Here is a 26,363-nt window from a genome sequence, read left to right as displayed (position 1 = left end):
TTAGTATACGTAACATAATACCTCTCCACCAACGTTTTCTCTTTCCGCTTGTTTACCTGTCATAACTCCATGAGAAGTAGAAACAATTGCGATACCAAGACCATTTAAGATTCTTGGCATTTCGTTAGCTCCAGCATATTTACGTAAACCTGGTTTACTGATTCTTTGAATTTTTTTGATGACAGACTCTTTTGTGTCTTTGTTATATTTCAAAGCTATTTTTATTGAGCCCTGAACTGAAGAGTCATCGAATTTATAACTTAAAATATAGCCCTGATCGAACAATATTTTAGTTATCTCCTTTTTTAAGTTAGATGCTGGAATCTCCACAACTCTGTGGTTTGCTTTCACTGCATTTCTAACTCGCGTTAAATAATCCGCTATTGGATCTGTGTACATAGTTTTAAATTTTAGGAAGTGGTTTTCGAATTTTTCGAACCTAAATCCCGATTATACAATAATTATATTGATAATTGTACAGAAGCTAATTCGCTTCCTCAATTTTACCAACTTGCTTTTTTCACACCAGGAATTAACCCTTTGTTAGCCATTTCTCTAAACATTACACGAGAGATTCCAAATTGTCTCATATAACCTTTTGGTCTTCCTGTAAGTTTACAACGGTTGTGCATACGTATTGGTGATGCGTTTTTTGGTAACTTTTGCAATGCTTCGTAATCTCCAGCTTCTTTTAAAGCTTTTCTTTTCTCAGCATATTTAGCAACCATTTTTGCACGCTTCACCTCACGAGCTTTCATTGATTCTTTAGCCATATTTAATTCTTTTTAAATGGTAATCCTAGTTCTGTTAATAATGACTTTGCTTCTTTATCTGTTTCCGCAGAAGTCACAAATGTTATATCCATACCTGAAATTTTATTGATTTTATCAATATCAATCTCTGGGAATATAATCTGTTCTGTTACACCTAAGTTATAATTTCCTCTACCATCAAAACCTGTTGCTCTGATACCACTAAAATCTCTAACTCGTGGTAAAGCTGAAGTAACTAAACGATCTAAAAACTCATACATATGCTCGCCTCTTAAAGTTACCTTGGCACCAATTGGCATACCTTTACGTAACTTAAAAGAAGCAACGTCTTTCTTAGAAATCGTCGCTACAGCTTTCTGTCCTGTAATCTTCGTTAATTCATCAACAGCGTGATCAATTAATTTTTTATCTGCAACCGCGGCACCTACACCTCTAGAAAGAACTATCTTTTCTAGTTTAGGTACTTGCATTACATTATTATATCCAAATTCTTCTGTAAGAGCAGGAATTACTTTTTCCTTATACTCTTTTTTTAATCTTGAAACGTAAGCCATAACTAAATTACTTCATTAGATTTTTTAGAAAATCTTACTTTTTTATCACCATCCATTCTTATACCAACTCTAGTTGTTTCACCTTTACCTGTAAGTAAAGACAAATTAGAAATATGGATAGATGCTTCTTTCTCTACAATTCCACCTTGAGGATTCTGTGCACTTGGTTTAGTATGTTTCTTAACCATATTCACACCTTCTACGATGGCTTTGTTCTTATCTTTTAATACTTTAAGGACCTTACCTTCAGACCCTTTGTGGTCTCCAGCAATTACTTGTACCGTATCTCCTGATTTTATTCTAAGCTTTGTCATCTTTTTTATCAATTAAAGCACTTCAGGTGCCAATGATACAATTTTCATGAATTGTTTATCACGAAGTTCTCTAGCTACAGGACCAAATACACGTGTTCCTCTCATTTCTCCTTGCGGATTTAATAGTACACATGCGTTATCATCAAATCTGATGTAAGATCCATCTGGACGTCTTACTTCCTTGGCAGTACGTACAACAACCGCTGTAGAGACAGCTCCTTTCTTAATACTTCCGTTAGGAGTTGCATCTTTAACAGAAACTACTATTTTATCTCCTACTGAAGCGTAACGCTTCTTTGTCCCACCTAATACACGGATAGTTAATACTTCCTTTGCACCAGTGTTATCAGCTACTTTTAATCTTGATTCTTGTTGTACCATAATTACTTCGCTCTTTCAATTATTTCTACTAATCTCCAACACTTTGATTTACTTAAAGGTCTTGTTTCCATGATCTTTACAGTATCTCCTTCGTTGCAGTCGTTTGTTTCATCGTGTGCGACATATTTCTTAGTCTTTAACACGAACTTTCCATACATAGGGTGCTTTACTTTTTTAACTTCAGCAACAACAATAGATTTCTCCATTTTGTTACTAGTAACTACTCCTATACGTTCTTTTCTTAAATTTCTTTTTTCCATCTTTCAGCAGAATACAATTATTGTCCTTCTCTATTAGTTAATTCAGTTGCCAATCTAGCTACTGTACGTCTGACGTTACGTAACTGAATTGGATTTTCTAAAGGAGAAATCGCATGAGCCATTTTTAGGTCTGCATAACTCTTTTTAGTCTCACCAAGTTTTTCTTGTAACTCAGCTTCTGAAAGCTGTTTAATTTCTGATTGCTTCATAATATCTTTCTATTAAGCTTCGTAATCTCTAGCTATGATAAACTTAGTTTTTACAGGAAGTTTTTGTGCTGCTAAACGTAATGCTTCTTGAGCTACGTCTAATGGTACACCACTTACTTCAAATAATACACGTCCTGGTTTTACAACAGCTGCCCAATATTCTACGGCACCTTTACCTTTACCCATACGTACTTCTAGAGGTTTCTTAGTGATAGGCTTGTCTGGAAATATTTTAATCCATAACGATCCTTCCCTCTTCATGTAACGTGTTGCAGCAATACGAGCTGCTTCTATTTGGCGAGCAGTTATAAATTTAGAATCTAATGACTTAATACCGAATGTACCATTTGTTAACAAATGTCCTCTTCCGGAATTACCCTTCATACGACCCTTTTGCTGCTTACGAAATTTTGTTCTTTTAGGCTGTAACATTTTTTCTTTTCTTTAAAAAATTACTTTCTACGACGTTGGTTTTTTCCACCTCGTCCACCTTTTCCTTTTTGCTTTGAAAGACCAACTAATGGAGAAAGTTCTCTTTTTCCATAAACTTCGCCTTTCATAATCCACACCTTAACACCTAATCTACCATAAGTAGTATGTGCTTCAACAAGAGCATAATCAATATCAGCTCTAAATGTAGATAACGGAATTCTTCCTTCTTTGTAGTGTTCTGAACGTGCCATTTCCGCACCGTTTAAACGACCACTAATTTGAATTTTAATTCCTTCAGCATTCATACGCATAGCTGCAGCGATAGCCATTTTAATTGCACGTCTGTAAGAAATTCGGCTTTCTATCTGACGCGCGACACTTGCTGCTACTAAATGTGCATCTAATTCAGGTCTTTTAATCTCAAAGATGTTCAACTGAACTTCTTTACCAGTAATCTTTTTAAGCTCTTCTTTTAACTTATCTACCTCTTGACCACCTTTACCGATAATTATACCAGGTCTGGCAGTAGTGATAGTAACGGTTACAAGTTTAAGCGTACGCTCAATAATTACTCTACTCACACTTGCTTTTGATAAACGAGCATGAACGTATTTTCTAATCTTATCGTCTTCGGCAAGTTTATCACCATAATCGTTTCCTCCGTACCAGTTAGATTCCCATCCTCTGATAATTCCTAAGCGATTTCCGATTGGATTTGTCTTTTGTCCCATATCTCTATCTTAGCTTTGTGTTTTGTTTAATGAATCAATTACCACAGTTACGTGATTTGATCTTTTTCTAATTCTATGTGCTCTACCTTGAGGTGCTGGACGCAATCTTTTTAACATTGTACCACCATCTACTCTGATTTCTTTAATAAATAAATCAGCTTCCTCAACGTCTGCATCTTCGTTCTTTGCTTGCCAATTTGCGATTGCAGACATAACAAGTTTTTCTAATCTACGTGATGCTTCCTTTTGGCTAAATCTAAGAATCTGAAGAGCTTTCTCTGCCTTTTGACCTCTCACTAAATCCGCAACTAGACGCATCTTTCTTGGAGATGTAGGACAGTTATTTAGCTTTGCAAAAGCAACTTGCTTCTTCTCCGCCTTAATAGCTTCAGCCATTTGTTTTTTACGACTTCCCATGATTCTTATTTTTTACCTTTGTTTTTTGCACCTGCATGACCTCTAAATGATCTTGTAGGTGAAAATTCTCCTAATTTATGACCTACCATATTCTCAGTAATATAAACTGGTACAAATTGACGACCGTTGTGAACAGCAATTGTCTGACCCACGAAATCTGGAGAAATCATTGAAGCTCTAGACCAAGTCTTGATTACAGTCTTTTTATTAGAAGCTACATTCTCTGCAACTTTCTTTTCTAATTTATAATGGATATAAGGTCCTTTTTTTAATGAACGTGCCATACTATCTTATCTTATTTCTTTCTACGTTCTACAATATACTTATTACTCGCTTTAGTCTTAGAACGCGTTCTGTAACCTTTAGCAGGTATACCGTTTCTAGATCTTGGATGACCACCTGAAGACTTACCTTCACCACCACCCATTGGATGGTCGACTGGGTTCATTACTACTGGTCTTGTACGTGGACGCCTTCCTAACCATCTACTTCTACCAGCTTTACCTGATACAATTAATTGATGATCTGAGTTTGATACAACTCCAATTGTTGCCATACAAGTTGACAATACCATTCTAGTTTCACCAGATGGTAATTTAATTGTTGCAAACTTTCCGTCTCTTGCCATTAATTGGGCAAATGCACCAGCACTACGTGCCATAACAGCACCTTGACCAGGATGTAACTCAATACAAGAAACTATTGTACCTAATGGAATTTCACTTAAAGGCATCGCATTTCCTATTTCAGGCGCTACACCACTTTTACCAGAAACTATATTTTGCCCTACTTGCAATCCATTTTGTGCGATAACATAACGTTTCTCGCCGTCTTGATAATTAAGTAGTGCAATAAATGCTGTTCTGTTTGGATCGTACTCAATTGACCTAACCTCTGCTGGAACACCAGTTTTATTACGTTTAAAATCGATAATACGATACTTCTTCTTATGACCACCACCTTTATAGCGCATAGTCATTTTTCCTTGACTGTTTCTACCACCAGACCTTTTTTTCGGAGCAAGCAAGCTTTTCTCCGGCTTATCAGTAGTAATGGCGTCAAATCCATTAACTACTCTAAAACGCTGAGCTGATGTGATTGGTTTTAATTTTCTAACTGACATTTTCGTCTAATTACATGTTAGCGTATAAATCTATTGTCTCACCTTCCGCCAGTTGTACAATTGCTTTTTTAACAGCATTTGTTTTACCATGTTGAATACCCGTTTTTGTATAACGTGTTCTTCTTTCTGGACGGACATTTATTGTACGAACTTTTTCCACAGAAACTCCATAAGCAGCTTCAACCGCTTTTTTGATTTCTACCTTGTTCGCCTTTGTACTCACTTCAAATGCATAAGCATTAAGCAACTCACTTTGTGTTGTTGCTTTTTCTGTGATGATAGGTTTTATTAAGATACTCATCGTGCTTCTATTTACTTAAATTCGATTCTATTCCTTCTAACGCACCTTCTAACAATACTACTTTATTCGCATTCATAATCTTATAAGTGCTTAATTCTGAAGTAGTTACAACCTCAGAGCCTTTCAAATTGCGCGACGACAAATATACATTATTATTTGTGTCACCCAATACAAACAAAGATTTTTTGTTTTCTATCTCTAGTGCCTTTAAAACATCAACAAAGTTTTTAGTCTTTGGAGCATCGAAATTAAAATCTTCTAATACTACAATTGACTTGTCACTTGCCTTGATACTTAATGCAGATTTACGAGCTAATCTTTTAACATTTTTGTTTAACTTAAACCCGTAATTTCTTGGTCTTGGTCCAAACATACGACCACCACCTTTGAATACACCAGACTTGATACTACCTGCTCTCGCGGTACCTGTACCTTTTTGTTTCTTTATCTTACGTGTACTTCCAGTAATTTCTGCTCTTTCTTTAGCCTTATGCGTACCCTGCCTTTGATTTGCTAAGTATTGCTTAACATCTAAATAAACAGCATGGTTGTTAGGCTCAATAGCGAACACTTCTTTAGAAAGCTCAGCTTTTCTTCCAGTGTCTTTTCCGTTTATATCTAAAACTGCTACTTTCATTACTTCTCAATAATTACATAAGAGTTTTTGTGTCCTGGAACACAACCTTTAACGACTAGTAAGTTCTTTTCTGGAACTACTTTGTAAACTCTTAAATTTTGAACTTTAACTGTTTCACCACCCATTCTTCCTGCCATTTTCATTCCTTTGAAAACTCTTGCAGGATATGAAGCAGCACCAATAGAACCAGGAGCTCTTAAACGGTTATGTTGACCGTGAGTTGCTTGACCAACACCACCAAAACCATGACGTTTAACAACACCTTGGAATCCTTTACCTTTTGATGTACCTGATACATCAACAAACTCTCCTTCAATGAAATGCTCTACTGTTACAGCATCACCTAATTTGTACTCCTCATCAAAACCTATGAATTCTACGACTTTGCGTTTTACAGAAGTACCCGCTTTTTTGGCATGGCCCAAGGCCGCCTTAGTAGCGCTTTTTTCTGTCGCGTCATCGAAACCTAGTTGAAGTGCATTATAGCCATCAACTTCTTCAGTTCTGACTTGGGTAACGATACATGGACCTGCTTCGATTACTGTACATGGAATGTTCTTTCCATTCTCATCGAAAATGCTGGTCATACCGACTTTTTTTCCAATTAACCCAGACATATTTATTATTTATTAATTATTTACTTTTTGTTATTTAAAACTCAAGGCTGAAAATACGCTTCAGCCTTGAATTGTATTTTTACCGTTTTTCCCTCGACCGCATCGGTGGGACATGTTAATCTTACTTACACCTTAATCTCAACTTCAACTCCACTTGGTAATTCAAGCTTCATTAAAGCATCAATAGTTTTTGAAGAAGAAGAATAGATATCCAATAATCTCTTGTAAGAACTTAATTGAAACTGTTCTCTTGACTTCTTATTAACGTGTGGTGAACGTAATACAGTGAAAATTTTCTTGTGTGTTGGTAATGGGATTGGCCCCGTTACTACAGCACCTGTACTTTTTACTGTCTTTACAATTTTATCAGCAGACTTATCTACTAGATTATGATCGTAAGATTTTAATTTTATTCTAATTTTTTGACTCATTTTCTTAAAATTTAAGCTTCAACTCCTTTCGCTGCCTTTATAACTTCTTCCGAAATATTTGTAGGCGTTTCAGCATAGTGTGAGAATTCCATAGTTGATGTTGCTCTACCAGATGATAACGTTCTTAATGATGTTACATACCCAAACATTTCTGATAATGGCACGTTAGCCTTAACAACTTTAGAACCTGCTCTATCGCTCATGTCGTTTACTTGACCACGACGACGGTTAAGGTCTCCTACAATATCTCCCATACTTTCTTCAGGAGTTAATACTTCTAATTTCATGATTGGCTCCATGATTACCGCTTTAGCTGCTTTAGCCGCTGCTTTAAATCCTAGTTTAGCAGCCAATTCGAATGACAACTGATCAGAATCTACATCATGGTAAGAACCGTCAGTTAAGGTAACTTTCATTGCATCTACTTCGTATCCTGCTAATGGACCATTAACCATTGCCATTTTGAAGCCTTTCTCAACTGAAGGGATAAATTCCTTTGGAACGTTACCACCTTTAATTGAAGAAACAAACTCAAGACCTTGTTTACCTTCTTCGGCAGGCTCAAGAGTAAAAACTATATCCGCAAACTTACCTCGACCACCAGATTGTTTTTTATAAACTTCTCTGTGTTGTGCGGCTTGAGTAATAGCCTCTTTATATTCTACCTGTGGTTGACCTTGGTTAACCTCTACCTTAAACTCACGCTTAAGACGGTCTACAATAATATCTAAGTGAAGCTCACCCATACCAGAAATAATAGTCTGACCTGAGGCTTCGTCCGTTCTTACAGTAAATGTTGGATCTTCTTCTGCTAACTTAGCTAAAGCCATACCCAATTTATCAACATCTGCCTTGGTTTTTGGCTCAACAGCAATACCAATTACTGGGTCTGGGAAATCCATAGATTCCAGAACAATTGGATGTTTCTCAGCTGATAAGGTATCTCCAGTTTTAATATCCTTAAATCCTACGGCTGCTCCAATATCTCCAGCTTCTATATATTCAATTGCATTCTGCTTGTTAGAGTGCATTTGGTAAATACGTGAAATACGCTCTTTTTTGCCTGAACGATTGTTCAACACATAAGAACCTGCATCTAAACGACCTGAATAAGCTCTAAAGAATGCCAAACGACCTACGAAAGGATCAGTAGCAATCTTAAATGCTAATGCAGAAAATGGTTCCTTAACATCTGGCTTACGTGCAATTTCGTTGTCAGTTCCAGGCTCTGTACCGATAATAGCTTCCTTATCTACGGGAGAAGGTAAGTAACGGCAAACTGCATCTAATAAAAATTGAACACCTTTATTTTTAAAAGCTGAACCACAAATCATAGGAATAATAGACATGTCCATTACAGCAGCTCTAAGTGCGGCATGCACTTCATCTTCAGTTATAGAATCCTCATCCTCCATGAATTTCTCAAGTAGATTTTCATCATAACTTGCAACCTCTTCAATAAGCTTAGCTCTTAATTCAGCTGCTTCTTCTTTTAATTCTTCTGGGATATCAATAACATCAAAAGTTGCTCCTTGAGTTTCATCGTGCCATACAATTGCACGGTTCTTAACCAGGTCAACAATACCTTTAAAATCCATTTCATCACCAATGTTCATTACAATTGGTACAGCGTTAGATCCTAACATATCTTTTACCTGTTGGCAAACTCCCATAAAATTAGATCCTTGACGGTCCATTTTATTCACAAATCCAATACGTGGTACTTTGTAATTGTCTGCTAGTCTCCAGTTAGTTTCAGATTGTGGCTCCACACCATCAACTGCACTAAATAAAAATACTAAACCATCTAGTACACGTAATGAACGATTTACCTCAACGGTGAAATCAACGTGACCAGGAGTATCGATGATATTAAAATGATATCCTTTAGTTTCATTAGTTGGCTGTCCATTTTCTAATGGGAAATTCCATGTACAAGTTGTAGCAGCAGAAGTAATAGTAATACCTCTTTCTTGTTCTTGCTCCATCCAGTCCATAGTAGCCGCTCCATCATGTACCTCACCAATTTTATGAGAAACACCAGTGTAATAAAGGATACGTTCTGTAGTAGTGGTTTTACCAGCATCAATATGCGCAGCAATACCTATATTTCTTGTATATTTTAAATCTCTTTGTGCCATTTCAATTAAAATCTAAAGTGTGAGAATGCTTTGTTTGCTTCTGCCATTTTGTGAGTGTCCACTCTTTTCTTAACAGCAGCACCTTCTTCTTTAGAAGCAGCTAAAACCTCAGCAGCTAATCTTTGGGCCATAGACTTTTCATTTCTCTTACGAGCATAACCTATTAACCATTTCATTGCTGTTGAAACTTTACGGTCTGGACGAATTTGCATTGGAATTTGGAATGTAGCACCACCCACACGACGACTACGTACTTCTACGTGAGGCATTACATTAGATAAAGCTTCTTTCCAGATTTCTAAAGCTGTTTTTTCGTCATCATTCTTTTTCTCCTCAACGATATCAATAGCATCGTAGAATACTTTAAACGCCACAGACTTTTTACCGTCCCACATCATCATATTAACGAAACGCGTCACTAACTGATCGTTAAATTTTGGGTCTGGTAAAAGCGGTCTTTTTTTCGCTTGTCTTTTTCTCATGTCTTCTTCTTAAAGTTTAAAATTACTTCTTAGGGCGTTTTGCACCATACTTAGATCTTCGTTGCGTTCTACCTGATACACCTGCTGTATCTAAAGCTCCACGAACAACGTGATATCTAACACCTGGCAAATCTTTTACCCTTCCACCTCTAACCAATACTATCGAATGCTCCTGCAGATTGTGACCTTCTCCACCGATGTATGCATTAACCTCGTTACCGTTTGTTAAACGAACCCTTGCTACCTTGCGCATTGCTGAGTTTGGTTTCTTAGGTGTTGTTGTATAAACACGAGTACATACACCACGTCTTTGCGGACACGAATCTAAAGCAGCCGATTTACTCTTCTTGGTTATTTTGGCTCTTCCTTTTCGTACTAATTGTGAAATTGTTGGCATATATTTCTATAAAAAATTTTATTAACCCTCTCTTTAGAGGGCTGCAAAGGTAGAAATATATATTAATTATTCAAACACTATTGAATTAATTTTGTGAAGAAAATTCAACTTTCGTTTCATACCTACATATTAAGGCCTATTTTTACGTTATTAAATCAAAAATCCTCCGTTTTCTTTAATGAAAAGATTTAATTCAATTGCACTCTTAATTATTGTCACGATTTTAACCAATCAGTTATTTGGACAATCGATTAATTTGAGTGTAATTTCAAAATCTAAATCTGAAACATTCAAAATAGATTCTATAGGTTACAGTAATTCTTTTGCAGATTATAAATCAATGGAAAAGGAAGTTTATGTTTTAAAGAAAAAATTAAATAAAAATGGATTTATAGATACCAAAATAGAAAGTATCACAAAGAAAAGTGATACACTTTTTGAGGCTCTTTTTTATTTAGGTAAAAAAATAAATACGATTAGAATTAACTATGATTCTAATTTTGATGTTCAACTTCTAAATATTATTGAACACAATAAAGACGACAATTATTTTGAGTTAGATGTAGAATCTCTCGAAAATGCACTTGATCGATTAAACTCATTAATCTCAGAACAAGGTGACCCTTTTTCAACTCTACAACTCAATAATATTCAAAAGATTAATACTGATTTAATTGGAGCTGATATAGAAATTATTAAAAACCAAAAAAGACGTATTGATAAAATTATAGTTAAGGGTTACGAAAAATTTCCTAAGTCCTACATTAAGCATTTTTTAAAACTAAAAACAGGACAATCCTTTAAATTGAATGGAATCAAAGATAAAGTAGAGCTTTTGCAAGATTTAAGGTTTGCAAACAAAATAAAAGATCCAGAGGTTTTATTTACAAAAGACTCCACCACATTATACCTTTACATCGATAAAGTTAAAACTAACAATTTTGATGGTTTTTTGGGATTTGGCACAAATGAAAACACGAATAAACTTGAATTTGATGGTTATCTAGATTTAAGATTAATCAATAATTTAAACTTTGGTGAATCTTTAAATCTATTCTACAAAAGCGATGAGATAGATCAGCAGACTTTTAGAGTAGACGCAACATTACCATTTTTATTCAATTCTCCCATTGGATTAGAACTTGGATTAAATATTTTTAGAAAAGACTCAACATTTGTTAACGTAACCCAGCGCGCTAATATTAATTATCAAATAAATGCACTACATAAAATTGGAGTTGGATTAAATGCAATTAACTCTAGTAATCTGCTAGACAACGACACTTCAATTTTAAACGATTACACCTCCAGTTATATAACTGCAAATTATACATTTAACAAACCTCAATTTAATGATCCGTTATTCCCTTATAACTTTTGGTTAGAATTTTCTTCTGGATTCGGAAATAGAAGAAATGATCTAGGTGAAAAAGATCAAAGCTTTTACCAGTTGAACACATTCAAAATATTTAATCTTAATGATAGAAATAGTATCTACACGAGAATCAATAGTGCCATTCTTATTTCTGATGATTATTTAGACAATGAACTTTTCAGATTTGGAGGCATAAATTCAATAAGAGGATTTGAAGAAAATAGTATAGTTGCTAATCTATATGGTGTAATCAATACAGAATATCGCTACAGGCTTAGTAATACCATATATATCCACTCTGTTTTAGACGCGGCCTATTTTGAAAACGACCTAACGGAAAGCAAAGAAAAACTATTTGGTTTTGGATTTGGATTTGGCCTGCTCACTAATGCAGGTCTATTTAGACTAAACTACTCTAGCGGAAAATCTGAGAACAGGCAATTTAGATTTTCTGATTCCAAAGTTCATATTAGCCTCACTGCCACATTCTAAATATATTATGGATTAGTTTATATTTATGCTCAAAAAACTGCTCCTATGCTAAAAAAAATACTTTTACTTTTATTCATAGCACCATTTTATACTTTCGGTCAAAATACGGTTGGAACCATTTCCATTACCAATGACGCGCATGATGGCTATACTCTTTTCAGCGTTCATAACAAGGCATATTTAATTAATAATTGTGGAGAAGTTATTAATGAATGGGAAAGTGCATACAGACCTGGTAGTTCAGTTTATTTATTACCCAACGGAAATTTACTTAGAGCAGGAAGGCTTGACGATGGCAGCAGCGATATTGGCTTTGGTGGGCAAGGTGGTATTATTGAACTATTTGATTGGGACGGCAATATCATATGGTCCTATACCTACAGCACAAACCAGTATAGACAGCACCATGAGGCTCATCCTTTGCCAAATGGAAACATATTGATTTTGGCAGCAACTGTTGTGTCTGGAGCAGACGCAATAGATCTTGGCAGAGACCCTTCCTTATTACCGGACAATGAATTGTACAATGAGCAATTAATTGAAGTACAACCTATTTTAGGCACAACCAATGGAAACATAGTTTGGGAATGGAATATTTTTGATCATTTGATTCAGGATTTTGATAATACAAAACAAAATTTTGGTAACGTTGCTGCAAGTCCAGAAAAATTGGACATCAATTTTATTAATAATGATACTGGCGGAAATAATTGGTTGCATATTAATTCCGTTCAGTATAATGAAGAACGCGATCAAATAACTCTAAGCTCAAGACGATTAAGTGAAATATGGATAATAGACCATTCAACAACAACTGCCGAAGCAGCAACTGGATCGGGTGGTACATACGGTAAAGGAGGGGATCTTTTATACAGATGGGGAAACCCCCAAGCCTATAGACAAGGTACAGAAGCTGAAAGAAAATTATTCGGTCAACATTCTGCATATTTCATACCTGACGGACTACCTAATGAAGATAAAATCATATTATTTAATAATGGTTTTCAGCGATCACCAGAATTCTCGCAAGTAGACATAATATCTCCTCCTGAAACTACTTTAGGCGTCTTTGATTATACTCCAGGAACAGCTTATAGCCCATTGGCAACTGATTACACTTATTCTGAACCTGGTTCTGACCCATCGAGCTTATATTCTGCAATTGTAAGTAATGCCCAGCAATTACCAAATGGAAATATTCTTGTATGTGAAGGTAACCAAGGATATGTTTTTGAATTAGATTCTAACAACGATAAAGTTTGGGAGTATGTAAATCCCGTAAATAACGGCCTTGGGACAATAACTGAACAAGGTGAAGAAGCAGCAGCTAATCTTACTTTTAGAGCTGTTAAATATAATACCGATTATCCTGCTTTTGCAGGTAGAGATTTAACGCCAGGTTTACCAATAGAGATAAATCCAGACCTAACACCTTGTAACAATCTTAGTATCGAGGATTTTGATTTCAACACAGTGACTCTTTACCCAAATCCCACAAAAAATGAGGTATACTTGAATACAAATGATAAAATTCTCAAGCTGGAAGTTTATACTACAAGTGGTCAAAAGATTTTGCAGTCTAAATCAACTAAAATTAGTTTAATAAATTACCCACCAGGACTTTATTTGGTTAAAGTTTATACCTCTAATAGACAATCAGTTAAAAAAATAATTAAGCAATAGATTTCTTTTTAGCTGATTACGGGAAAACCACATATTTTTGATTTTATTCAAATATTTTAAAATTTATTAACAAATAAATTTTGATTCTTAACATATAATTAAGATTTTTGGATTACTAACAATCTAATTTTTTATAATTATGAAAATCAAATTAAGAGGATTCTTAACGTTACTTTTTGCGTTATTTATTCAGATTTCCTTTGCCCAAAACAAAACAATTACGGGTACAATTACTGATGAAGCAGGCCTGCCCTTACCAGGTGTAAACATTATTATTAAAGGTACTTCATCAGGTGTCCAGTCAGATATTGATGGTAAATACTCCATTAGTGCTAATGCAGGAGACACTCTAGTCTTTTCGTATTTAGGATTTGCAACTCAATCTATTGTTGTTAAAGACTCTAATACTATTAACGTGTCTTTGGCTGAGGACGCTTCTGTTTTAGATGAAGTTGTTATTACGGCTTTAGGTCTAGAGAAAAAGAAAGACGATGACTTAAGTTCTACTTCTATTGTAAAAGTAGATCAACTTAAGAAATCTGGTGAAGCTGGTGTTCTACAAGCTTTATCAGGTAAAACATCTGGTGTTAATATTACTAGAAACTCTGGTGATCCAGGTGCTGGTGCCTATATTCAAATTCGTGGACAAAATACCATATTAGGTGATAGTAGCCCACTTATTGTAATTGATGGCGCTATTGTTTCGAACAACTCTATTGGTGGTGGTACTGCTGGTGTTGTACAGCAATCACGTTTAAATGATATTAACCAAGAAGATATTGAATCTATATCTGTTCTAAAAGGCGCCTCTGCCGCTGCTGTTTATGGTACTGGTGCAGCAAATGGTGTTATCGTAATTAAAACAAAAAGAGGAACAAGAGGAGGTAAGAAATGGAAAGTGGATTATAAAAACACTTTCTCTTTTGACCAAATAAACGTGGAGTGGGATAAGCAAGGTATATTTGGACAAGGATTTGGTGGTGTGGATCACCTTACAGGTTCTGGCCAATCCAATACAGGTTTTTCTTATGGGGGCAGAATTGATGCAAGAACTGGTGGAGCAGATACAGTTGACACTTCTGGTGCTTACTTCCAAGCAGACGATGGAACACTTTACTATCCTATTACTCAAAAAAACTCTACAGCAGTTTATAACAAAGCCAATCGAGATGCTGTTTTCCAAACTGGTGTAACGATGGAGAATAACATCAGTTTTAGTCATTCTGGTGAATCCTCAAGAACATTTGTAAGTGTTTCAAATTGGAACCAAGAAGGTATTTATAACGGTGCCTCTGATTATGACAGAACAAGTGTAAGACTTAACTCTGATGTTGATTTTTCGGATAAACTGACATTGAAGTTATCTTCTACTTATGTAAATATTGAATCTAACAGGGTTCAAACAGGTTCTAACCTTAATGGACTTTATCTTGGTTACTTAAGAACATCCCCTGATTTTGATATTAGAGATTACAAGGGAACATATTTTAATGCTGATGGTGTACCAACACCAAATTCTCACAGAGGATATAGACAGCAGTTGGGTTCTTCTAGGGTTTTTAATGCAGAGACTGGGACATTCAGTTACAATTCACCTGCTTATAACAACCCGTTATGGACGACTAGTGAACAAAAGAACTTAAATGATGTAAATCGTTTTATTATTGCGCCAGAAATTAGTTTTAAAGTTAACGACAACATCACATTAATTGGTCGTTATAGTTTAGATTACTACCAAGATAATAGAACTAACTACGAGCCAGCAGGTTCTGCAGGCGATGGAACTAATGGTCTATTTTTCGAAGATAGAATTACAGAGAGCAACCAAAATATTAATGTTTTTGCAACAGGTAATTATAACTTAATCGAAGATTTAAACTTAGGATTTACAGTTGGTACACAATTCTTCCAAAACAAGTATAGAAGATTATCTGGTGAGGAAACCAACTTTACAAATCCAGATGAAGTATTTTTAAATTTTGGTAATGCTACATCACAAAACTCAAATGTGAGTGACTTTACTTCTTTGACTAGAAAAGCTGGTGGGTTTGCAGTTTTAAATTTTGATTACAAAAATGAATTCTTACTTGAACTTACAGGAAGAGGTGAATATGTATCTAGTTTACCGAATGCAGGTATGATATTCTATCCTAGTGCTTCTGCAGGTTGGAATTTTACTAAATATGTGGAAAACTCAAATGCATTTTCTTTCGGTAAATTAAGAGTTTCTTATGGTGAAGTAGGTATTGAACCAGCACCATACTCTACTGAGACTTATATTTCAACAGGAGGTGTGTTCTCTGGTTGGGGTGATGGTTATGAAGGTGCTCTTTATGGAAATCCATTAACTCAATCTGCAACAAGAGGAAATCCTAATTTAAAAGAAGAGCGTATTAAAGAGTTTGAAGTAGGTTTTGATACAAGATTCTTAGATAACAGATTAAGTTTATCTGCAACATATTATGATCGTACTTCTGAAGATGTATTATTAGAATTACCATTACCATCTTCTTCAGGTTTTGCCAACCAATTAGTAAATGCAGCTACAATCAGTAATAAAGGGGTTGAAATAGACTTATCAGGTAAGATTATTGATAACGCAGATTTACAGTGGAATATGAATATTAACTACACTAGAAACGTAAGTTTAGTCGAAGATATGGCTGGTAGTTCTTATTTTATTTTAAATGGATTTACATCAAATTCATCTGGTGTTGCGGAAGGTCAACCATTTGCAGTACTTAGAGGTACAGCATATGACAGAGATGCAAATGGAGATTTTATTTTAAATGCTAATGGATTTCCAACAGCTTCTCCAACAGAGAGTTTCTTAGGAGATCCTAATCCTGATTGGAGAGGTGGTCTCGGAACAACTGTACAGTATAAAGGATTTACTTTATCAGCTTTATTTGAAACATCTCAAGGTAACGATGTTTGGAATGGAACAAGAGGTGTATTAAATTTCTTTGGTATCCATCCAGACACTGCAGTTGAATCAGTGGCTTCTCAGGATTTAGTAAATGCTAATGGCACAGTAATTCCGGCAGGATCAACTTTTAGAGGATTTGAACAAGATTTCGGTGGCGGACCAGTTGCAGTTGATGCAGCATGGTGGACTGGAAACGGTGGTGGATTTGGTGATGTTGGTGAACCTTTCTACGAAGATGCATCTTGGACAAGATTAAGAGAGGTGTCATTATTTTATGATTTACCAAAAGATTTAATATCTAAAATTGGATTAACCAATGCACAAATAGGTATTACTGGTCGTAACTTAATTTTATGGACAGATATTGAAGGATTTGACCCTGATAATAACTTAACAGGTGCGTCAAAAGGTCGTGGATTAGAATATTTTAGTAATCCTGGAACAAAATCATTTATAACTACTATAAGACTTTCATTCTAATAGACTCAAAAAAAAGACAAAATGAAAACAATTTCAAAATTATTTATACTTATTCTGTTTGTGGCTTCGTGTGAGTCATACACTGAAGATATCAATACAGATCCTAATGAATTTACGACTGCGCCACCAGAATTAATTATTGGTCAAGCACAGTTAGGTTGGATGCAACTTGCCACTAGTAACAGCGCAAGATATGCAGGAATATTTATGAACCACTTTACTGGTGAGGATCGTCAATATGTAACGGTAAATCAATATTCAACAACTGCTGCAGATTATGATGATACTTGGGAAGATGCTTATGTACGTGGAATAGAACAAGCACAATTAACTAGAGATTTGGCTTTAGAATCAGGTAACTTACAGTTGGCTGGTATCGCACAGATTTGTGAGGCTGCAATTTTTGGTGAAATGGCTGCTCTTTTTGGAGACATTCCGTTCTTACAAGCAAATAACATTTCCGAGTTCCCGACTCCAGAGTATGATAGCCAAGCAAGCGTGTTATCTGGAATTCAGACAATTTTAGATCAGGCGATAACTAATGTAGGTGATTTATCTGCATCAACTTATGCAGGTAATAGATTATCTAGTGCTGCTACTTGGGCTGAAATAGCTCATTCATTGAAAGCAAGATACTATCTGATTGCTAAGGATTATCCAAATGCATTGATCAGTGCAAGAAATGGAATTGACACTCCAGAAAAAAGTCTAATTACGCAACATACAACTGCTTTAAATTCAGAGAATTTATATTACCAGTTTATGGTTGATGAGCGTGATGGCTATTTAGGAGCGACTGATTCTCACTTAAAAAATCTTTTAGATGGAACCGTAGCAAGAGTTATTGCAACACCTGGTGATGCAGAACGTTTTGATTTCTATTTCACTGGATATAGTGATGGTACAGGTCATGCGCCTAATGTTTCTAACGATGGTGTTTTTGCAGAAACAGCTCCTATGAACATCATTTCATATGAAGAGGTTAAATTAATTGAAGCTGAAGCTGCTAATCGTACTAACGACGCAGGTGACGTAACGGCATTTAACGAAGTAAGAGCATTTTTAGCAACTGAATATGGTAGTAGCTTCCCAGCAACAACATCAGCATCTGGTAGTAACGCATTGTTGATGGAGATAGTTGAAGAGAAGTATATTACTTTAATTGGTGAATTACAACCATTCCATGATATAAGAAGAACAGGTAATATGCTTAATGTACCACCAAAAACTGGTGCTACAATACCGCAAAGGTTTATTTATCCTCAGATAGAAGTAGATGCGAATCCTAATATTCCTTCTCCTTTACCAACGTTATTTGATCCAACACCTATTAATTAATCATATAACAAGTTAGTTTCTTAAAATTGATAAAAGGCCGCTTTTCTAAGTGGCCTTTTTAATACCAATAATATGAAAAGAATATTTCAAATATTATTTAGTTTACTGATTATTTATAACTGTGGAAACACGAAACATGCGAGTTTTGAGAATTATATTGACACAACTGATAAACTTATTAATGAACAAAAGAAACAAACCTTTTATTCAGAAGATCAAAAAGTTTTTGTAAGTAATGAATTCAGTGGAGCTAGGATTAATGATTTTGAAAAAATTAATGATTCTACGGTTAGAGTATTCATTAATCCTGAGAACGAACCTATCAATAATAGCGCCTATTACGCTTTCAAAATTTGGTCTAGATCCCCCAAGACCTATTATATTAATTTTGACTATCCTGAAGAATACAATCATAGGTATGTCCCGAAGATTTATAAGGACAATTCTTGGACTATTTTAGACTCAGTAAATATCATTGAACAAAATGACAAGACCTCAATAAAATTAAGCCTAAATAATTCACCTCAAATTGTTGCTGCGCAGCAAATCGAAGACTACAATAGCGTAATTAGTTGGAGTAAAACTTTGGATGCTAAAAACTCAAATCTAGTTCATTTTGACTACTATGGAGAATCCTCAGAGAAAAGAAATTTACCTATACTAAAATTAAACAATGGTGAAACAAAAAATAAAGACGTAATTGTATTATTAACGCGTCAACATCCTCCAGAAGTTACTGGTTATTACGCATTTCAGCATTTCATCAATTCATTAATTAAGGAAAACAATCTTTCAAAACAATTTTTTGATAAATATCAAATCTTGGCCTTCCCAATACTTAATCCTGACGGTGTTGAAAAAGGTCATTGGAGACACAATGCCAATGGAGTAGACACAAATAGGGACTGGTCAAGGTACAATCAAAAAGAAATTAAACAAACAGTAAAGTATATTAATAAATATGTTAAAAAGAATAATTCAAGAGTAATAATAGGCTTAGATTTTCATTCTACTTGGTATGATGTTTTTTATACAAATAAAGAACGTGCTAGTACAACATTACCAAATTTTGTTAGTGATTGGTTTGAAGGTATTGAAGCTAATTATCCTAATTATAAAGTAAAAGAAGCCTCTGGAAATTCATTAAAACCTGTATCTAAAGGTTGGTTCTTAAAGGCACACAATGCTGTAGGCATAACTTTTGAAATTGGCGACAAAACTCCTAAAGAAAATATAGAATTAATTGGGAATATAGCCGCGACACAAATGATGGAACTATTATTGGACACTAAAAATTAGGATATTATTTTATTTCAATGAATTCACAATAACAAATAGCTTTACTTACCTTTACCGCATGAAAAATGAAACAACCATATTTGGTATAAGAGCAATTATTGAAGCCGTAAAATCAGGTAAAAACATTGATAAGGTTTTTCTTCAAAAAGGCAGTAGAGGCGAGTTGTTCCAAGAATTAGAATACTTATTAAGATCAGAAGGTATTAGTTCCTCATATGTACCTGTAGAAAAACTAAATCGTTTGTCTATGGGAAATCACCAAGGTGCAATTGCACAAATTTCTCCAATAGAATTTCATGATATTGATGACTTGGTATTAAATGTAATCGAATCTGGTAATACACCTTTATTTTTACTATTAGACCAACTGAGTGATGTTAGAAATTTTGGTGCAATTGTCCGTACGGCAGAATGTACTGGAGTTTCAGGTATTATAATCCAAAAAAAAGGCGGTGCTCCAATAAATGGCGATACAATTAAAACTAGTGCTGGTGCAATTTTTAAAATACCTATTTGCAAAGTAGATCATATTAAAGATGCTGTTTATCATTTACAATCATCTGGTATAAAAGTAATTGCCGCCACTGAAAAAGCAGATGATTTGCTCTATGACATTTCATTTAAAGATCCATGTGCAATAATTATGGGGTCTGAAGGTAGAGGAATAAATCCTTCTGTTCTAAAAGCGGTAGATGCCAAGGCAAAATTACCAATACTAGGAGAGATTGAATCACTTAATGTCTCTGTAGCTTGTGGTGCATTTTTATATGAAGCAGTAAGACAGCGCATTTAGTCCTTATTTTCTTTATAGTCATACCTTATTTCAACCCCTTCATTAGATTCTAAATTAGAATCTTGATCAACTTCAGGTTCTAATTCGATGAAATTTCCATTGTCATCAAAATGCTTCATAAATGGATCACTCTCTTCATCATAATCAGGATCTTCCCATTTATAGCGCTCACGTTTCGCAATTTGTTTTCTAAAGATTAAAGCAAAAATAAATCCTGATATTAAACCGCCTAAATGCCCTTGCCAAGACATACCAACTTTTATCGGAAACACATACCAGATTAAACTTCCATATAAAAATACAACCATTAGGGACAGAGCAATTAACCTGTAATGTTTTGCGAAAATACCCTTAAAAAATATAAAGCTTACCAAGACATAAATTAAACCACTAGCACCTATATGATTGCCAGATTTTGCAATAGTCCATGTCAAAAGCCCAGAGAGTAAAATACCATATACTATAACTTTCCATGCAATTCTTTTATAGAAATAAAATAGTGCTAAGGACAATACAAACAGTGGTATTGAATTATTATATAAATGATTAATGTCTCCGTGCAGAAACGGACTAGTTAAAATACCCATTAGCCCTTCAACTTTTTGCGGTCTTATACCAAAGGATTTAATACTATGATCTATTCTTACCTGATACCAAAAAACCAACCAAACAGTAAATAGCATAACTAAGGGGTATAAAATTACACCTGTAGAATATTTAAATTGTTGGTCTTTTACCATGTATGGTTTCTTATCAGTACACCAAATTTAAAACCAAATTTCACTATCATGAAATATTGTCATAACTGATATGTTTATCACCATGTCCTTTTCAAAGTCATTTTGTACTTTTAAGGTATGAATACACCTCTTGCGGAACGACTTCGACCAAAGACACTAAATGACTATCTAAGTCAACAACACTTAGTGGGTAAAGAGGGCATGTTGTATCAGCAAATTAAAAGTGGAGTAATTCCTTCTTTAATACTTTGGGGACCACCAGGAATTGGTAAAACCACATTAGCAAACATAATCGCAAATGAATCTGATCGTCCTTTTTTTAAGCTCAGTGCTATAAATTCTGGTGTAAAAGATATTAGAGAAGTTATAGATAAAGCAAAAAAAAGCGGTGGTCTATTTACTGCAAAAAACCCTATCCTATTTATTGATGAAATTCATAGGTTTAGTAAATCCCAACAAGATTCTTTATTAGAAGCAGTTGAAAAAGGTTGGGTGACTTTAATAGGAGCAACTACTGAAAATCCGAGTTTTGAAGTTATTTCTGCCTTGTTATCTCGATGTCAAGTTTATACACTTAATGCTTTCAATAAATCAGATTTGGAAGCCTTAATTAAACGAGCTATTGAAAAAGACAAAATATTATCTAAACTAAATATTGAATTAAAAGAAACTGAAGCTTTATTGAGACTATCAGGTGGTGATGCTAGAAAATTACTTAACATATTCGAACTTATTGTTTCATCTATTAATGAGGACACAATTACCATTACTAATGAATTGGTAATGAAGCAAGTTCAAAATAAGGCCGTTAGATATGACAAAGCGGGTGATCAACATTATGATATTATTTCGGCATTTATTAAATCTATAAGAGGCAGCGATCCTAACGCTGCAGTCTATTATTTGGCACGCATGATAGAAGGTGGTGAAGACGTTAAATTTATAGCAAGACGATTACTCATCTTGGCAAGTGAAGATATTGGAAATGCAAATCCGACGGCTTTGGTAATAGCCAATAACACATTTCAAGCCGTTTCTGCAATTGGGAATCCTGAATCACGAATTATTTTGAGCCAATGTGCTACTTATTTGGCAAGTTCACCGAAAAGCATTGCCGCTTATGACGCTATAAACAAGGCACAACAAATAGTTATAGAAACTGGAGATTTACCAATACCGCTATCTATTAGAAATGCACCAACAAAATTGATGAAAGAATTAGGATATGGTGACGAATACAAATATGCCCATAGTTACGAGAATAATTTTACTGAACACGAATTCTTACCAGAAGAAATTAAAAACACAAAGCTATATAACCCCGGCAATAATGCAAGAGAAGAAGCTCAACGGAAATACCTTAGAGGTTTGTGGAATAAAAAATATGGATATTAAAACTTAATGTTTAAAGGTTTTAGTTTCACCCCATTCTCTTTATTTTCGGAATACATCCAATCACCATCTTTCTTGAATATAATCGCATCGTTGCCTTTTACATTAAAAACATCATCCAATCCAGTCTTTAAAAGAACCATCACAACTTTTGATTCTGAATTAACCAATTGATATCCATTATCAACTTCTTGCGCATACAAAATTTCATTATCACTTGCTTCTTCAACCGTTTCCTGCTCACCAGCTGTTATTTCAGTAGTACTCTCGGCTTCCTTTTCATTAGTGTCTTTGGTTTCTACAACCTTCTTTGAATTTTCATAGACATCTAGGGTGACATCTGATTTTACTAATGGTTTATCACTAGTTTTGTTATCCACAACTTTTTCTTCAGTACTAGTTGATTTCGCTGTCTCTTGATAGAAAAGCCTATCACTAAAAGTATCATAAGCATTTCTTAATGCAGTTGTAAATCTCTTCTCATGATTATTGATGCCTGACCTACCTATGTCAGATTTTAAAATTAATTCTCCTTTACAGTCACGTAATTCAATCTCTAAATTAGTTATTCTAAATCCACGATCAATCTCGTTCACATCTGCATACATTGCCAAACATCTGTCTTCAAACAAATCAGCTGGAATTAACTGCTTATCGTAATACACCTCATAACCACTCTTTAAGAACAAATGCTTAGTCAAAGTATTTAGGCGGTATTTATTTTCACCTTTTAAAAACTTATACTGAAGTGGTACAATTATATACTTATATGAATTAACTTCTGTTTGCGAATTAACTTTAAGTAATGCAAAACAGCATATTATGAGTATGGAGACTATTTTTTTCATTGAAGTAATTATGTATTTAATCTTATGCAGTTTTAAACAAAAATAAGTATTAAAGCCTTTTATTCATATTACAAATGATTAATTAATGCCTTTAACTGTTTTACTCTAACATTGCCATCACCGTTATGTACATCCTTGTAGTCAAAATGAATAGTTCGCATCCCAACCTTTTGAGCACCAGCTATATCAGCCTCTAAACTATCGCCAATCATTATACTTTCATTAGGGTTAGCTTCAGCACTATTTAGAGCATAATTGAATATTTTCGGATTGGGCTTTTTTACACCAACCATCTCAGAGTTAGTTACAGTTTTAAAGTATGATCTTATTTTTGAATTTTGCATCTTCCTTTCCTGGGCCTCTTCAAACCCATTAGTTATGATGTGCAAATGATATTTATATTGTAAATATTCAAGTATCTCAATAGCTCCTTCAAATAAATGATTAAATGTCGTCAAGTAGTCTATATATGCCTCAGACAGATGGTTAATCATATCATCTTTAACCGAAACTCCTAAAGTATCAAAAGCTTCCTTTAATCTCCCATAGCGCAAATCAGGTTTACTGACACGTTCCTCTCTATACAATTTCCAATATTTGAGGTTGATAGGTTCATAAACTTTCAAAAAAGTACCCAATTCAATATTTATATTGTTGAGTTCAAATATTTTTTTAAACGTTAGACCAGAATTTTTATCAAAATCCCAAAGAGTATGATCTAAATCAAAAAAGACATGTTTTATTCCGTTATTCATTCAGCTGATTCTAGTATTAAATTAAATAATGATCTAAACCCTTCCCATCGCTCAGAATCACTAAAAGTATAATTATGAAATATTGGAGTAAAGGTACCATTTACGGCTTTTATTTCATCAATAAGTTTTTGAAGATGTTCTGTTTTATCTAATAGGGATTGATATTTTATAAGTGCAAAATCCATACAGTGATATGGATTAATTTTTAATGGTGTTTGTACTTCGTAATCTAAATCATAAAACTGAAACGGCGTACAAGTACCAGCCCTAAAACCTAAAGTATCTACATAACCCATTGAATAATCTTGATGAATTTCGAGCTCAACAAAATTTCTATAAGACGTAGGTAGGTTTAATTTAGAAAACGAATTTCTTACCGCTTCTAAAACTTTATTAGTAATAACTTCTATTTTCAGCTTTTCCTTTTTTAGTATTGAAAGATCATCTAGAGCAAAATAAGAGGCCTTAATACCAACATCACAATAGTCCGCTACAGATTTAATTAATGAAATAAACTCCTTTTTGTTTGTGTTTATGTTTTTATCATAGGTAGAATAATCCCCTAATAAAAACAAAACCATAAATTTTTTCTTAAACTGTTTTTGTTTGGTAATTATCCATTTAAAGGTGTCGTAAGGGTCTCTCTTAAAACCCATTAAAACTGAATATCTCTGATAAAATTGCTTTAGTTTAAAACGGCCTATATCACTTAAGGATCCTCCAATTGTCCTTAACAATCCCTTTTGTCTAAAATAGTAGGCCATTGGCACATCTATTACTGGACTTACTTCATAATACCGTTCATGAAATTTATATTCTGGAAATTTCTGCTGTAGTACGTCTCTTAATTTATAGGCCCAAATATCTACGACAGGTTGATTTAAGAACCGATTTGTAAAGGCTATACTCTCTTTGGCCATAAAACGTCCATACTCATCCTTTACATGAGGAAGATATTCTTCATATCTGCTTAATAAATAGAAAGATGCTGCAAAAATATCATACGGTAAATCACTACGTTCACCAGCAAGAAAAAATCCTTTTGTATTATCCCATGATTGTACGTTTATATCTAAGTCAGATAATCCTTGTTCAAAAAGTAAAGAATGGCTTCTCACAAATAACTCATTACTTAATGGTTGTTTTGTATAAGACATCTTTAAACTGTCATGAGCTATAAAATCTTCAACTTTGGAAGTGAATTTCACCTCTAGACCTAATATACGCTTACAAATATGCTTAAAGGTATATTTTAAGCGTGGTGTAATTTTATGTGTGTAAACTAATAGCATTATAATAAGTCTTCGTCTGCAAAGCTAAAGTAAGACTGTTCAGTTATAATTAAGTGGTCTAAAACTTTAATATCTAAGCTCTGTGCTCCTTTCTTCAATTTTTGTGTTATGTCTTTGTCTGCTTGACTAGGTTTTAATGCGCCTGAAGGGTGATTATGGCACAAAATTAATGACGTTGCTCCATATTCCAATGCAGTCTTCAGCACCAGTCGCACATCAACTAAAGTACCTGTAATTCCTCCCTTACTTAATTGATTTTTCTTAATGATCTTATTAGAATTATTTAAGTAGAGAATCCAAAATTCCTCATGTGATAATTCGCCAACAATTGGTTGCATGGTCTCAAAAACTGTCTTACTAGAAGTTATTTTGTCTAAGGAAATAGCATCCTCTAATCTACGTCGCCTTCCTATCTCCAGAGCTCCAACTATACTTATTGCTTTTGCCTCACCAATTCCTTTAAAGGACATTAATTGCTTAATGGTTAACTTACCAAGAGCATTTAAATTGTTATCTACACTTGCTAAAATACGTTTACAAAGATCAACTGCACTTTCTTCCCTGTTTCCTGACCCAATCAAAATTGCCAATAACTCCGCATCACTCAATACAGTTTTTCCCTTTTCTCTTAATTTTTCACGTGGTTGATCATCTTGCGACCAATTTTTGATTGAAAACGAACTCGGTTTTTCTGACATGGACTAAAGATAAAAAATTGTAATTTTCAGAATAATAAAATTACAAGAA

Annotated in this window: 31 protein-coding genes; 7 read left to right on the top strand and 24 right to left on the bottom strand. The window is 34.3% G+C overall.

The features are described 5' to 3' along the window. The 19 genes from rpsH to rpsL all read right to left on the bottom strand — a co-directional run bounded on the left by rpsH (position 1) and on the right by rpsL (position 10,200). Positions 1 to 399 carry a 30S ribosomal protein S8 gene (rpsH, locus tag DUZ96_RS02145; RefSeq protein ID WP_114300023.1) on the bottom strand — a complete coding sequence of 133 codons (399 nt, stop codon included), beginning with the start codon at positions 397 to 399 and terminating at the stop codon, positions 1 to 3. Between the two features lie 104 nt (positions 400 to 503). Next, positions 504 to 773, bottom strand: coding sequence for a 30S ribosomal protein S14 (gene rpsN / locus DUZ96_RS02140; protein WP_114300021.1), 270 nt, complete (start codon positions 771 to 773; stop codon positions 504 to 506). A 2-nt stretch (positions 774 to 775) separates the two neighbouring features. Then, entirely contained in the window at positions 776 to 1,327 is a 552-nt protein-coding gene (rplE, locus tag DUZ96_RS02135) for a 50S ribosomal protein L5 (protein WP_114300019.1), read from the bottom strand. 2 nt (positions 1,328 to 1,329) lie between these two features. Beyond that, the gene (gene rplX / locus DUZ96_RS02130; protein WP_114300017.1) at positions 1,330 to 1,641 is read right to left on the bottom strand and encodes a 50S ribosomal protein L24; all 312 of its coding nucleotides are present in this window, start codon (positions 1,639 to 1,641) and stop codon (positions 1,330 to 1,332) included. A 12-nt stretch (positions 1,642 to 1,653) separates the two neighbouring features. Further along, on the bottom strand, positions 1,654 to 2,022 hold the full coding sequence (gene rplN, locus DUZ96_RS02125; RefSeq protein WP_094969253.1) for a 50S ribosomal protein L14: 369 nt from the start codon (positions 2,020 to 2,022) through the stop codon (positions 1,654 to 1,656). 2 nt (positions 2,023 to 2,024) lie between these two features. Continuing rightward, positions 2,025 to 2,282, bottom strand: coding sequence for a 30S ribosomal protein S17 (rpsQ, locus tag DUZ96_RS02120; RefSeq protein WP_114300015.1), 258 nt, complete (start codon positions 2,280 to 2,282; stop codon positions 2,025 to 2,027). A 17-nt stretch (positions 2,283 to 2,299) separates the two neighbouring features. Further along, positions 2,300 to 2,491 (bottom strand): 50S ribosomal protein L29, encoded by a 192-nt coding sequence (gene rpmC, locus DUZ96_RS02115; protein WP_114300014.1) that lies wholly within the window; start codon positions 2,489 to 2,491, stop codon positions 2,300 to 2,302. A 12-nt stretch (positions 2,492 to 2,503) separates the two neighbouring features. Then, on the bottom strand, positions 2,504 to 2,923 hold the full coding sequence (gene rplP, locus DUZ96_RS02110) for a 50S ribosomal protein L16 (protein WP_114300012.1): 420 nt from the start codon (positions 2,921 to 2,923) through the stop codon (positions 2,504 to 2,506). 20 nt (positions 2,924 to 2,943) lie between these two features. Beyond that, positions 2,944 to 3,654: a 30S ribosomal protein S3 gene (gene rpsC / locus DUZ96_RS02105; protein ID WP_114300010.1), complete on the bottom strand. Its 711-nt coding sequence runs from the start codon at positions 3,652 to 3,654 to the stop codon at positions 2,944 to 2,946. Positions 3,655 to 3,663: 9 nt separating this feature from the next. Continuing rightward, positions 3,664 to 4,071, bottom strand: a complete 408-nt coding sequence (rplV, locus tag DUZ96_RS02100; protein WP_114300008.1) for a 50S ribosomal protein L22 — start codon at positions 4,069 to 4,071, stop codon at positions 3,664 to 3,666. Positions 4,072 to 4,076: 5 nt separating this feature from the next. Further along, complete coding sequence (gene rpsS / locus DUZ96_RS02095; protein ID WP_111685493.1) at positions 4,077 to 4,355, bottom strand: 30S ribosomal protein S19; 279 nt, start codon at positions 4,353 to 4,355, stop codon at positions 4,077 to 4,079. 11 nt (positions 4,356 to 4,366) lie between these two features. Then, positions 4,367 to 5,194: a 50S ribosomal protein L2 gene (gene rplB, locus DUZ96_RS02090; RefSeq protein ID WP_114300006.1), complete on the bottom strand. Its 828-nt coding sequence runs from the start codon at positions 5,192 to 5,194 to the stop codon at positions 4,367 to 4,369. A gap of 10 nt (positions 5,195 to 5,204) precedes the next feature. After that, on the bottom strand, positions 5,205 to 5,495 hold the full coding sequence (gene rplW / locus DUZ96_RS02085; protein WP_114300004.1) for a 50S ribosomal protein L23: 291 nt from the start codon (positions 5,493 to 5,495) through the stop codon (positions 5,205 to 5,207). Positions 5,496 to 5,502: 7 nt separating this feature from the next. Continuing rightward, a complete protein-coding gene (rplD, locus tag DUZ96_RS02080) occupies positions 5,503 to 6,132 on the bottom strand; it encodes a 50S ribosomal protein L4 (protein ID WP_114300002.1) in 630 nt (209 codons plus the stop codon). Continuing rightward, positions 6,132 to 6,749, bottom strand: a complete 618-nt coding sequence (rplC, locus tag DUZ96_RS02075; protein ID WP_114300000.1) for a 50S ribosomal protein L3 — start codon at positions 6,747 to 6,749, stop codon at positions 6,132 to 6,134. Before rplC ends, rplD begins: the two co-directional genes overlap by 1 nt. 125 nt (positions 6,750 to 6,874) lie before the next feature. Then, on the bottom strand, positions 6,875 to 7,180 hold the full coding sequence (rpsJ, locus tag DUZ96_RS02070) for a 30S ribosomal protein S10 (protein WP_007650482.1): 306 nt from the start codon (positions 7,178 to 7,180) through the stop codon (positions 6,875 to 6,877). Positions 7,181 to 7,191: 11 nt separating this feature from the next. Then, the gene (gene fusA / locus DUZ96_RS02065; RefSeq protein WP_114299999.1) at positions 7,192 to 9,321 is read right to left on the bottom strand and encodes an elongation factor G; all 2,130 of its coding nucleotides are present in this window, start codon (positions 9,319 to 9,321) and stop codon (positions 7,192 to 7,194) included. 5 nt (positions 9,322 to 9,326) lie between these two features. Beyond that, positions 9,327 to 9,803: a 30S ribosomal protein S7 gene (gene rpsG, locus DUZ96_RS02060; protein WP_114299997.1), complete on the bottom strand. Its 477-nt coding sequence runs from the start codon at positions 9,801 to 9,803 to the stop codon at positions 9,327 to 9,329. A gap of 22 nt (positions 9,804 to 9,825) precedes the next feature. Continuing rightward, positions 9,826 to 10,200, bottom strand: coding sequence for a 30S ribosomal protein S12 (rpsL, locus tag DUZ96_RS02055; protein WP_114299995.1), 375 nt, complete (start codon positions 10,198 to 10,200; stop codon positions 9,826 to 9,828). A gap of 178 nt (positions 10,201 to 10,378) precedes the next feature. On the opposite strand from rpsL, the gene DUZ96_RS02050 reads away from it, so the two are divergent. The 6 genes from DUZ96_RS02050 (at position 10,379) to rlmB (ending at position 20,589) form a co-directional block, all read left to right on the top strand. Further along, entirely contained in the window at positions 10,379 to 12,067 is a 1,689-nt protein-coding gene (locus DUZ96_RS02050) for a POTRA domain-containing protein (RefSeq protein WP_258774290.1), read from the top strand. 45 nt (positions 12,068 to 12,112) lie between these two features. Then, positions 12,113 to 13,750: an aryl-sulfate sulfotransferase gene (locus tag DUZ96_RS02045; protein ID WP_114299993.1), complete on the top strand. Its 1,638-nt coding sequence runs from the start codon at positions 12,113 to 12,115 to the stop codon at positions 13,748 to 13,750. 139 nt (positions 13,751 to 13,889) lie between these two features. Further along, positions 13,890 to 17,159: a SusC/RagA family TonB-linked outer membrane protein gene (locus tag DUZ96_RS02040; RefSeq protein WP_114299991.1), complete on the top strand. Its 3,270-nt coding sequence runs from the start codon at positions 13,890 to 13,892 to the stop codon at positions 17,157 to 17,159. Between the two features lie 21 nt (positions 17,160 to 17,180). After that, positions 17,181 to 18,497, top strand: a complete 1,317-nt coding sequence (locus DUZ96_RS02035; protein ID WP_114299989.1) for a SusD/RagB family nutrient-binding outer membrane lipoprotein — start codon at positions 17,181 to 17,183, stop codon at positions 18,495 to 18,497. A 72-nt stretch (positions 18,498 to 18,569) separates the two neighbouring features. After that, the gene (locus DUZ96_RS02030; RefSeq protein ID WP_114299988.1) at positions 18,570 to 19,796 is read left to right on the top strand and encodes a M14 family metallopeptidase; all 1,227 of its coding nucleotides are present in this window, start codon (positions 18,570 to 18,572) and stop codon (positions 19,794 to 19,796) included. 58 nt (positions 19,797 to 19,854) lie between these two features. Next, the gene (gene rlmB, locus DUZ96_RS02025) at positions 19,855 to 20,589 is read left to right on the top strand and encodes a 23S rRNA (guanosine(2251)-2'-O)-methyltransferase RlmB (protein ID WP_114299986.1); all 735 of its coding nucleotides are present in this window, start codon (positions 19,855 to 19,857) and stop codon (positions 20,587 to 20,589) included. Here rlmB and DUZ96_RS02020 read toward each other — a convergent pair. Continuing rightward, the gene (locus DUZ96_RS02020) at positions 20,586 to 21,329 is read right to left on the bottom strand and encodes a rhomboid family intramembrane serine protease (protein ID WP_114299984.1); all 744 of its coding nucleotides are present in this window, start codon (positions 21,327 to 21,329) and stop codon (positions 20,586 to 20,588) included. The genes rlmB and DUZ96_RS02020 overlap by 4 nt on opposite strands. Before the next feature lie 117 nt (positions 21,330 to 21,446). Here DUZ96_RS02020 and DUZ96_RS02015 point away from each other — a divergent pair, with 117 nt between their 5' ends. Continuing rightward, complete coding sequence (locus DUZ96_RS02015) at positions 21,447 to 22,724, top strand: replication-associated recombination protein A (protein WP_114299982.1); 1,278 nt, start codon at positions 21,447 to 21,449, stop codon at positions 22,722 to 22,724. Here the strand turns inward: DUZ96_RS02015 and DUZ96_RS02010 are convergent. From DUZ96_RS02010 to radC, 4 genes are all read right to left on the bottom strand, one after another. Further along, complete coding sequence (locus DUZ96_RS02010) at positions 22,721 to 23,569, bottom strand: hypothetical protein (RefSeq protein WP_114299980.1); 849 nt, start codon at positions 23,567 to 23,569, stop codon at positions 22,721 to 22,723. The genes DUZ96_RS02015 and DUZ96_RS02010 overlap by 4 nt on opposite strands. A gap of 68 nt (positions 23,570 to 23,637) precedes the next feature. Further along, positions 23,638 to 24,324: a YjjG family noncanonical pyrimidine nucleotidase gene (locus DUZ96_RS02005; protein WP_114299978.1), complete on the bottom strand. Its 687-nt coding sequence runs from the start codon at positions 24,322 to 24,324 to the stop codon at positions 23,638 to 23,640. After that, positions 24,321 to 25,616, bottom strand: a complete 1,296-nt coding sequence (locus DUZ96_RS02000) for a polysaccharide deacetylase family protein (protein WP_114299976.1) — start codon at positions 25,614 to 25,616, stop codon at positions 24,321 to 24,323. The genes DUZ96_RS02005 and DUZ96_RS02000 overlap by 4 nt, the downstream gene beginning before the upstream one ends. Next, positions 25,616 to 26,314: a RadC family protein gene (gene radC / locus DUZ96_RS01995; protein WP_114299974.1), complete on the bottom strand. Its 699-nt coding sequence runs from the start codon at positions 26,312 to 26,314 to the stop codon at positions 25,616 to 25,618. The genes DUZ96_RS02000 and radC overlap by 1 nt, the downstream gene beginning before the upstream one ends. Positions 26,315 to 26,363 lie beyond the last annotated feature (49 nt).

Origin of the sequence: Winogradskyella sp. KYW1333 (assembly GCF_003335675.1) — a bacterium.
Taxonomy (GTDB): Bacteria; Bacteroidota; Bacteroidia; order Flavobacteriales; family Flavobacteriaceae; genus Winogradskyella.
This window is presented reverse-complemented; position numbering and strand designations above follow the sequence as displayed.